Below are 8,492 nucleotides of genomic sequence, written 5' to 3'. Positions count from 1 at the left end.
CGAGGGCCGGCCCGCGCCCGTGGGCAGCTTCGGCCACGAGCGCGACGTGGCGATCCTGTTCGTCGACCTGCGGCGCTGGTCGGGGCTGTCGGAGCGGCAGTGGCCCTTCGACCTCGCCTACGTGCTCGACCGCTACTTCGCCACCGTGGGCGCCGCCGTGCGCGAAGCCGGCGGCGTGCCCAACCAGTTCATCGGCGACAGCGTGATGGCGATCTTCGGCCTCGAGACCGACCTCGCCACCGCCTGCCGCCAGGCGCTGCGCGCCACCGCGCTGATCGGCGAGCGCATGGACGCCTGGAGCGAGGGCTTCGAGGCCCAGTTCGGCCAGCGGCTGGACTTCGGCATGGGCCTGCATGCGGGCCGCGCCGCGGTCGGCGAGGTCGGCTACCTCGAGACCACCACCTTCACCGCGATCGGCGAGGTGGTCAACACCGCGAGCCGGCTGCAGGACCATTCGAAGAAGGCTTCGGCGCGGCTGGTGCTCTCGCTGTTCGCGGCGCAGCAGGCCGGCGCGGCCGACACGCTCGGCGAGCCCGAGATGCTCGCGGTGCGCGGGCGCACCGAGCCGCTGGCGGTGCTGTACGCGGTGCGAACGGCCTGAGCCTTCGTCCTCGTTTCTCCCCACTGCCAGTGGGGTTCACGGCCCGCGCGCGATCGATCGAAAGCAGTGCGCAAACGCACAGCGCGAACCACGATGCGGTTTCACACTGCATCCCGTGGCAACGACGAATGTCCGCCGCCCACACAGACATCCGAAGGGACTCTCATCATGAACACCAAGCAACTCATCGCCCTCTCCGCTTTCGCACTCGCAGCCGGCGCCGCCTCGGCCCAGACCGTGCCGGCCGAAGCCTGGGTGGGCGCGCCGATCGCCACCACCGGCAGCGCGCTGAGCCGCACCGACGTGCGCGCCGACCTGGACCGTTCGAAGACCGTGGCCCAGGCACCGCAGGAAGCATGGGTCGGCAGCACCGCCGGCGAGAATGTGGCCGCGGGCGCGCTGAGCCGCGCCGAAGTGAAGGCCGACCTCGCGCTGTGGACCCGCGCCGGCCTCAACCAGTACGCGCGCATCGACGGCATCGACAGCACCAACCCCGATTTCCGCCAGCGCACGGCCGCCTACGAGCGCCTGCGCAACAGCCCGGCCTATCTGGCCGAAGTGAAGCAGCTGCAGGGCGTGCCCTCGGTGGCCAGCACGCAGCGCGCAGGCGGCGAAGCGGCCAACTGATAGCAGCACCCGGACCTCGCGCGAAGGGCGCGAAGGTCCCGCCAGCACGGCGGGCCCTTCTCGCCCTTCTTCTTTTGGGGTAGAGGAGAAAAGCGGCCGCTCAGGGCCGCGCGCCTTCCCAGGCGTTCTGCAGCAGCGCGCGGATCGCGTCGCGCTCCAGCGGGCGCGGATTCGGATACTGGTTCTGCAACGCCTGCGCGCAGGCCACGTCGAGGTCGGCTTCCTTCATGCCGATGTCGCGCAGCGCCACCGGCGCGCCGTTGTCGCGCGCGAGCTCGTACACGGCCTGCGCCGCGCTGCGGCCGCCGAGCGCGCTGGCGATGCGTTCCATGGCGCGCGGCGTGGCCGCGGCGTTGTAGGCCAGCGCATGCGGCAGCACGATGGTGTGGGTCTCGGCATGCGGCAGGTTGAAGCTGCCGCCGAGCGTGTGGCAGAGCTTGTGGTGCAGCGCCATGCCGACGTTGCCGAGCACGGTGCCGCACAGCCATGCGCCGTACAGCGCGTCGCCGCGCGCCGCCAGGTCCTGGGCCGACGCACGCAGCACGGGCAGCGCACGGCCCAGCGCGGCGATGCCCTCCACCGCCATCAGGTCCATGATCGGATTGGCGTCGACCGCGTACAGGCCTTCGGCCGCGTGCGCGATCGCGTTGATGCCGCTGGTCACGCTCATCGCCACCGGCAGGCTCAGCGTGAGCTCGGGGTCGTAGATCACGGTGCGCGGCAGCACGCGTGCGTCCTTGCCGGTCTTCTTGAGGCCGGCCTCGGTGATGCCGTAGATCGGCGTCATCTCGGAGCCCGCATAGGTGGTGGGAATGGCGAGGATCGGCAGCCCCGAATCGAGCGCGATCGCCTTGCCCAGGCCGGTGGTCGAGCCGCCGCCGATGGCCACGGCGCAATCGGCATCGAGCCGCCGCGCCACCTCGCGCGCCTCGCGCGCCGTTTCGATCGGCACGTGCATCACGGCGCGGTCGAACACGCCGGCCGCATGGTCGCCGAGCAGGGCGGCGATGCGCTCGGCCTGCGGCCGCTGCTCGGGCGTGGACAGCACCAGCGCGCGGCGCGCGCCGAGCGCCTCGATCTCGCGCGCCAGGTGCTGCAGCGCGCCGGCACCGAAGACCACGCGCTGGGGCGCGCTGTTGTAGACGAAGGAAGAAATGGTCATGCGTCGGGCTTTCTTTTTTCAGGGCGCGAGGCGCCCGCCGCGAGTCTCCCGCGCGCCCGCGCGCGCTGCCATGCCGCGAACGGAAAGCAGTTTTCCGCTCAGTGCACAGTGCTTGTGGCGCGGGCCTGCACGATCAGCAGCAGGAAGCCGCCCACCATCGCCACGTTCTTGAGGAAGTTGTTGAGCTGCGCATTGAACTGCGCCGCGTCGGCCGCCCAGAAGGCATGGGCCGCGAAGGCGGTGGCGATGGTGAAGAGCGCGAGCGCGCCCGCCACCCACTTCACGCGCCAGCCGGCCACGAGCAGCAGGCCGCCGCCGATCTCGAGCGCGATGGTCAGCGGCAGCACCACGTCGGGCAGCGGGATGCCGAGCTTGGCGAAATAGCCGAGCGTGGCGCCATAGGTCATGAGCTTGCGCGTGCCCGCGATCAGGAAGATCGCGGCCATCAGCACGCGTGCCGCCACCACCGCCGCACCGCCCTCGCGCGCGCCCACCGTTGCCGTCGTCATGTCTTTTCTCCTTCGCGCGTCGCCGCGCCGTTGTTGCCGTTGTTGCCTTTGCCGAATCCCGTGCGCCCCATGCAGAACACCATCGCGCACGACAGCAGCGCGGGCAGCGCCGCCGCCACGAACAGCGCGCCGTTCGACCAGTGCAGCCCGATCAGCCAGCCCGCCACCAGCGGCCCCGCGATCGAACCCGCGCGGCCGATACCGAGGCTCCAGCCCATGCCGGTGGCGCGCACCGTGGTCGGATAGACGCTCGAGGCCAGCGCGATCAGCGCCGGCTGCGCGCCGACGATGCAGAAGCCGCTGACCACCACCGCCGCCAGCATGGCCGCGAGCGGCAGCGCGGGCTTGCCGATCAGCGCGATGGTCAGCACCGCGAGCGCGAACACCGGCACCAGCACGCGGTAGAAGCCCACGCGGTCGATCAGCGGCCCCATCGCCACCGTGCCCACCACGCCGCCCACCTGCAGCAGCGTGCCGGCGGCCACCGCCACGTTCGCGCTGTAGCCCGCGTCGACCGCCAGCGTGGGCAGCCAGTTGGCGAGGAAGAACAGGTTCAGCAGGTTGAGGAAGTTGATGCCCCACAGCAGCAGCGTGGCGCGCGCGCGGCCGCCGCGAAACAGCTCGGCCACGGGCGCGCCGTCCTGCTTCGCCTCGTGCACCACGTAGCGGCTGGCGGCATCCACCGGCACGCCGGGCGCGATGTGGCGCAGCCATTGCTGCACCCGGTCGAGCCGGCGTCCGCGCAGCACCAGGAACTGCATCGACTCGGGCATGTAGCGCAGCATCAGCGCCGCGATCACCAGCGGCACCACGCCGCCGAACACGAACACCGCGCGCCAGCCGCCCAGCGGCAGCAGCAGCGCGCTGATCGCGCCGCCGAGCACCGCGCCGCCGGTGAAACCGCACGAGACCCACATCATCAGCGTCACGCGCCGCCGGTGCGGGCTGTACTCGCTGGCCAGCGCGCTGGCGTTGGCCATGATGCCGCCCAGCCCGATGCCGGTGACGAAGCGCATCGCGAGCAGCTGGCCCAGCGTGTGGACCCCCGTGGTGGCGAGCATGCACAGCGCGAAGAACACCGTGGCCGCGATCAGCACCGGCCGGCGGCCGAAGCGGTCGGCGCAGATGCTCAGCACCAGTGAGCCGACCAGCATGCCCAGCAGGCCGGCACCGAACACCGGGCCCAGCGCGGCCTTCTCGATGCCCCATTCGTGCACGATCGCGGGCGCCACGAAGCCCATCGCCTGCACGTCGAAGCCGTCCATCACCACCGCGCAGCCCACCAGCACCAGGATCCAGCGCTGGAAGCTGCTGACCGGATGGCTGTCGATCAGCGCGGGGATGTCGATCGGCGCGCGCACTTCGGCGGCACCGCCCGTGCCCGCGGATTCGGCGATGGCCCTCACGCGACGGCCTCGTCGAGATCCAGGCAGTGCTCAGCGCTCCAGCCGTAGAGCCATTCGAGCGCATCGTAGAAGCGCGCCTGCGGCCGGCCCTTCCACATGCTGTTGCGCACCTGCCGCTCCACGCCCTTGGCGTGATAGATGCGCCCCATCTCGCGCGCCGACAGCACCACGCGCGCGGTGCGCGCCACGCGCGAACGCTCGTACAGCGCGAGCGCGCGCGGCCAGTCGCCCTGCGTGCGGCGCAGCGCGAGGCCGAGCGTGACCGCGTCCTCGCAGGCCATGCAGGCGCCCTGCGCGAGGTACTGCACCATGGGGTGCGCGGCGTCGCCCAGCAGGGTGGCGCGGCCGAAGGTCCATTGCTCGATCGGGTTGCGGTCGGCGGTCGAGTAGCGCTTCCAGGCCTGGGGCACGCGCAGGATCTGCTGCACCCGCTCGCAGGTGCCGGCGAAGAAGCGCAGCAGCTCGGCCGGGTCGCCGTCCATCGAGCCCCATTCCTCGGGCCGGTCGCTGTGGAAGGTGGCGGCCAGGTTGAACTTGTCGCCGCCCTTGAGCGGGTAGTGCACCAGGTGGCAGTTGGGGCCGACCCAGATGCACGGCGCGGTGAAGCGCAGCGCCTCGGGGAACTCGGCCGTGTCGACCACCGCGCGGAACACCACGTGGCCCGACACCCGGATGCCGTCGCCCACGTACTGCTGGCGCACCACCGAGCGCACGCCGTCGCAGCCGATCAGTGCCTGGCCTTCGTGGCGCCCGCCCTGCGCGTCGATCAAGGTCACGCCCTCCGCGTCCTGCTCGATCTTCACGCCCTTGGTCGAGGTCAGGAACTCGATCTGGCCGTCGCGCGCCGACTGCACGCCGTCGAGCAGCGCGCCATGGATGTCGGCGCGATGGATCACCGCATAGGGATTGCCGAAGCGCTCGCGGAAAGCGTCGGCTAGCGAGATGCCCGCCACGCGCCGCGCATCGAGCGCATCGAACATCACCATCTCGTCGGTGTAGACCGCCTTGGTGCGCAGCTGCGCGCCCACGCCGAGCGCATCGCAGGCCGCGAAGGCGTTCGGGCTCAGCTGGATGCCGGCACCGATCTCGCCGATCCGGCCCGCCTGCTCGATCACCTTGACGCGGTAACCCTCGCGCACCAGCGCGAGCGCCGCCGCCAGCCCGCCGATGCCGCCGCCGGCCACCAGCACCGGCCGCGTGTCTTTCGCAGCGCCCATCTCAGTTGAGCCCGAACAGCCGGCGCGCGTTGTCGCGGCCGATCTTGCGGCGGTCGTTCTCGCTGATCTCGCAGCGGTCGAACCAGCGCGCCGCGTCCTCGTGCTTCTCGAACGGATAGTCGACCGAATACATGATGCGGTCCGATCCCACCTCGAGCATCGTCGACAGCAGCGTGGGCGTGCGGAAGTTGCCGCTGGTCGTGATGTGCACGTTGCTGCGCAGGTAGTCGCCGATCTCCTTGTCGCAAGGCATGCCGCGGCGGCCCTTGCGCAGGATGTGGTCGACGCGCCAGATGTTGAACGGGATGCCCTCGCCGAAGTGGCCGAGGATCATCTGCAGCGCGGGATGGCGGTCGAACAGGCCGCTCGACAGCAGGCGCAGTGCATGGATGCCGGTCTCCACCGCGAAGGCCCAGGTCGGGCCGGTGAGCCAGTGCGCGCCTTCGTAGATCGGCTCGCGCGGCAGCAGCGGGTCGCGCGGATGCATGTAGAAGGGCTTGCCCAGCGCCGCGGCGGCGCGCCAGAAATCGGCGAAGCGCGGGTCGTCGTAGTAGACGACCGTCTGCTCGTCACCGACCTGCGAGAAGCCGTTGACCAGGAAGCCGTGGAAGCCCAGTTCCTTCACGCAGCGCTCGAGTTCGCGCGCCGCGGCCTCGGGGTCCTGCAGCGGCAGCGCCGCGAAGCCGCCGAAGCGCGCGGGATGGCGGCGCACCTGCTCGGCCAGCACGTCGTTGGCGCGCTTCGCGACCTCCACCGCGCGCTCCGCATCGGGAATGCCCTGCACCGCGGGCGAGTTCAGCGAGAGGATCGAGAAGGCCGTGCCCCACTGGTCCATCTGCTCGAGGCGCTGCTGCTCGAAGTCGAGCAGGTTGCTCCTGAGGGTCTGCCACACCTCGGGCCGTGCATAGACCTGGGAGTCGGCGATCGTCAGGTCGATCGCGAAATGCTCTTCGAGCGCAATCTTGTCTTTCATGGGGTGTTCACTCCGGTTTGATGTTCAGCTTGTCGAGCACGTCCTGCCAGGTCTTGCGGTCCTCGGCGATGTAGCGCGCCAGTTGTTCGGGCGTGCCGGGGCGCGGATAGGTGCCGAGCTCGCGCGACTTGGCGACCACCTCGGGCAGCAGCAGCGCCTCGTTCATGTCCTTGTTGAGCTTCGCGAGCACCTGCGCGTCGACGCCCTTCTTCGCGATCACCGCGAACCAGCCGTGCGCCACCGCGCCGGGCACAGTCTTGCTCGCGAGCGGGAAGGCCTCGAGGCCGGGCTCCACGCGGTCGCCCATGCTGGCCAGGATGCGCATGCGGCCGCCCTGCACGTTGCCCGCGACCACGTTGTAGGTCTCGACCATCATCTGGGTCTGGCCGCCGAGCGTGGCCTGCATCGCCTGCGCGCCGCCCGGGTAGTGCACCTCGAGGAACTGCGCGCCCGACTGCAACCCGAGCAGCGCCGAGGCCAGGTGGGGCGCCGTGCCGCGGCCGTTGTCGGCCACCTCGACGCCCTGCGGCCTGGCGCGCGCGGCCGCGATGAAGTCGGCCAGCGTCTTGTGCGGCGAGTTGCCGGGCACCGCGAGCATGAAGGGCGCCACCGCCGCGAGCGTGACCGGCACGAAGTCGCGGTTGAAGTCGTAGCTCACGCCCTTGATCGTGCTCGGCGCCACCGAGATCGCCGAGCCCTGCACGAAGCCGAAGCTGTAGCCGTCGGCGGGCGCGGCGAGGATGCTGTTCATGCCGATCACGCCGCTGCCGCCGGGCCTGTTGTCGACGATCACGCCCTGCCCCCACTTCTCGCCGAGCTTCGCGCCCACGAGGCGGATCAGCACGTCGGGCGCCGAGCCGGCCGGGAACGGCACGATGAAGCGCACGGCCTGGGCCGGCCATTTCGTGGCCGTCTGCGCCTGTGCGGCCGGCAGTACCGAAACGAGGGCCAGCAGGGCCGCGACGGCGTGCCTGCGCGAGTGTCCGAGGCTCATCTTCTTGTCTCCATTTACTTGATTATTCAAATAAGTGGGCGGACTATATACTTGAACAATCAAGCATGTCTAGATGAAAACCCTGAGCCAAGAACACGACCTCGAAAAGGCCATTCCCTTCCTGCTGGCACGCGCCGGCGCACGCATGGGCAATGCCTTCGCCAAGGCCCTCAAGCCCTATGGGCTGAGCCTCAGCGAGTGGCGCGTGTGCGCCTCGCTGCAGCACACGCCGCGCCAGACGCTCTCGGAGCTCGCGACGCACGCCTCGACCGACCTGTCGGCGCTGTCGCGCATCGTCGACCGCCTGGCGGCCAACGAGCTGGTGATGCGGGAGAAGTGCGACACCGACAAGCGCGCGGTGCGCATCGCGCTGACCGAGCGCGGGCTCGCGCTCACGCTCGAGCTGATCCCGCTCGCACAGCACTACGAGGCGGTCGCGATCTCCGACTTCAGCCCGGCCGAGGTGAAGACCCTGCGCGCGATGCTGCTGCGGCTGTACGCGAACGCGACGCCGCTGGCCTGAGGCGCCGGCTCAGGCTGGCTCGACGCGCACCGTCGAGGCCGCGCGCGCCTGCGCGATCGCGAAGCGCACTGGCAGGAAGCGCTCGATCACCGCGCAGTTGGTGCGCGTGTGCTCGGTCACCTCGCTGCAGGTGAATGCCGCGCCGCGGCCGCTCTGCCAGGTCGCCAGCGCCAGCAGCAGCGCGAGCTGGTCGGCCAGGTGCGGCCCGACCGCCGCCTCGCTCTTGAGGAAGTCGCGCAGCTCCTTCACCAGCGCATGCGCCACCTGCTCGGCGCTCAGCGTCTTCTCGCCGAAGGCCGTGAACACCTCGGTCACCTCGGCATGCACCAGCGTCGCGATCAGCGCATTGCCCGGGCCCTCGTTCTGCCGCGTGGCGCCGTAGCGCAGCTGCTCGCCGGTCCAGCCCATCGCCGCGCCCAGGGTCTCGAGCTCGCGCGTCATCACATGGCGCGCGATGCCCGGCGCCAGGCACTCGGCATG

At 70.7% G+C, this 8,492-nt stretch carries 10 protein-coding genes; 3 read left to right on the top strand and 7 right to left on the bottom strand.

Going from position 1 to position 8,492, the window contains the following annotated elements:
* Both AC27VN_RS24650 and AC27VN_RS24645 read left to right on the top strand, forming a co-directional pair.
* Nucleotides 1-601: adenylate/guanylate cyclase domain-containing protein (locus AC27VN_RS24650; RefSeq protein ID WP_490878218.1), on the top strand; the 601-nt coding region annotated here is incomplete at its 5' end.
* A gap of 168 nt (nucleotides 602-769) precedes the next feature.
* Nucleotides 770-1,228, top strand: coding sequence for a hypothetical protein (locus AC27VN_RS24645; protein WP_490878217.1), 459 nt, complete (start codon nucleotides 770-772; stop codon nucleotides 1,226-1,228).
* A 100-nt stretch (nucleotides 1,229-1,328) separates the two neighbouring features.
* Here AC27VN_RS24645 and AC27VN_RS24640 read toward each other — a convergent pair whose 3' ends face one another.
* The 6 genes from AC27VN_RS24640 to AC27VN_RS24615 form a co-directional block, all read right to left on the bottom strand.
* Entirely contained in the window at nucleotides 1,329-2,390 is a 1,062-nt protein-coding gene (locus AC27VN_RS24640) for a maleylacetate reductase (RefSeq protein ID WP_490878216.1), read from the bottom strand.
* Nucleotides 2,391-2,488: 98 nt separating this feature from the next.
* A complete protein-coding gene (locus AC27VN_RS24635; protein ID WP_490878215.1) occupies nucleotides 2,489-2,899 on the bottom strand; it encodes a DoxX family protein in 411 nt (136 codons plus the stop codon).
* On the bottom strand, nucleotides 2,896-4,305 hold the full coding sequence (locus tag AC27VN_RS24630; protein ID WP_490878214.1) for an MFS transporter: 1,410 nt from the start codon (nucleotides 4,303-4,305) through the stop codon (nucleotides 2,896-2,898). Before AC27VN_RS24630 ends, AC27VN_RS24635 begins: the two co-directional genes overlap by 4 nt.
* The gene (locus tag AC27VN_RS24625) at nucleotides 4,302-5,522 is read right to left on the bottom strand and encodes a 3-hydroxybenzoate 6-monooxygenase (protein ID WP_490878213.1); all 1,221 of its coding nucleotides are present in this window, start codon (nucleotides 5,520-5,522) and stop codon (nucleotides 4,302-4,304) included. The genes AC27VN_RS24630 and AC27VN_RS24625 overlap by 4 nt, the downstream gene beginning before the upstream one ends.
* Nucleotide 5,523: 1 nt before the next feature.
* Entirely contained in the window at nucleotides 5,524-6,495 is a 972-nt protein-coding gene (locus AC27VN_RS24620; protein ID WP_490878212.1) for an amidohydrolase family protein, read from the bottom strand.
* Nucleotides 6,496-6,502: 7 nt separating this feature from the next.
* Nucleotides 6,503-7,489 carry a Bug family tripartite tricarboxylate transporter substrate binding protein gene (locus tag AC27VN_RS24615; protein ID WP_490878211.1) on the bottom strand — a complete coding sequence of 329 codons (987 nt, stop codon included), beginning with the start codon at nucleotides 7,487-7,489 and terminating at the stop codon, nucleotides 6,503-6,505.
* Between the two features lie 73 nt (nucleotides 7,490-7,562).
* Here AC27VN_RS24615 and AC27VN_RS24610 point away from each other — a divergent pair, with 73 nt between their 5' ends.
* Complete coding sequence (locus tag AC27VN_RS24610) at nucleotides 7,563-8,012, top strand: MarR family winged helix-turn-helix transcriptional regulator (RefSeq protein ID WP_057596600.1); 450 nt, start codon at nucleotides 7,563-7,565, stop codon at nucleotides 8,010-8,012.
* 9 nt (nucleotides 8,013-8,021) lie between these two features.
* Here AC27VN_RS24610 and AC27VN_RS24605 read toward each other — a convergent pair.
* Nucleotides 8,022-8,492 (bottom strand): RNA 3'-terminal phosphate cyclase (locus AC27VN_RS24605; RefSeq protein ID WP_490878210.1); only part of this gene is annotated, 471 nt, incomplete at its 5' end.

This window comes from Variovorax sp. 20P10.2.4 (assembly GCF_058244205.1).
This window is presented reverse-complemented; position numbering and strand designations above follow the sequence as displayed.

Excerpts from the sequence above, each read along its gene's own strand:
- AC27VN_RS24645 (WP_490878217.1), top strand. The coding sequence starts at position 770 with ATGAACACCAAGCAACTCATCGCCCTCTCCGCTTTCGCACTCGCAGCC.
- AC27VN_RS24640 (WP_490878216.1), bottom strand. The coding sequence starts at position 2,390 with ATGACCATTTCTTCCTTCGTCTACAACAGCGCGCCCCAGCGCGTGGTC.
- AC27VN_RS24635 (WP_490878215.1), bottom strand. The coding sequence starts at position 2,899 with ATGACGACGGCAACGGTGGGCGCGCGCGAGGGCGGTGCGGCGGTGGTG.
- AC27VN_RS24625 (WP_490878213.1), bottom strand. The coding sequence starts at position 5,522 with ATGGGCGCTGCGAAAGACACGCGGCCGGTGCTGGTGGCCGGCGGCGGC.
- AC27VN_RS24620 (WP_490878212.1), bottom strand. The coding sequence starts at position 6,495 with ATGAAAGACAAGATTGCGCTCGAAGAGCATTTCGCGATCGACCTGACG.
- AC27VN_RS24615 (WP_490878211.1), bottom strand. The coding sequence starts at position 7,489 with ATGAGCCTCGGACACTCGCGCAGGCACGCCGTCGCGGCCCTGCTGGCC.
- AC27VN_RS24610 (WP_057596600.1), top strand. The coding sequence starts at position 7,563 with ATGAAAACCCTGAGCCAAGAACACGACCTCGAAAAGGCCATTCCCTTC.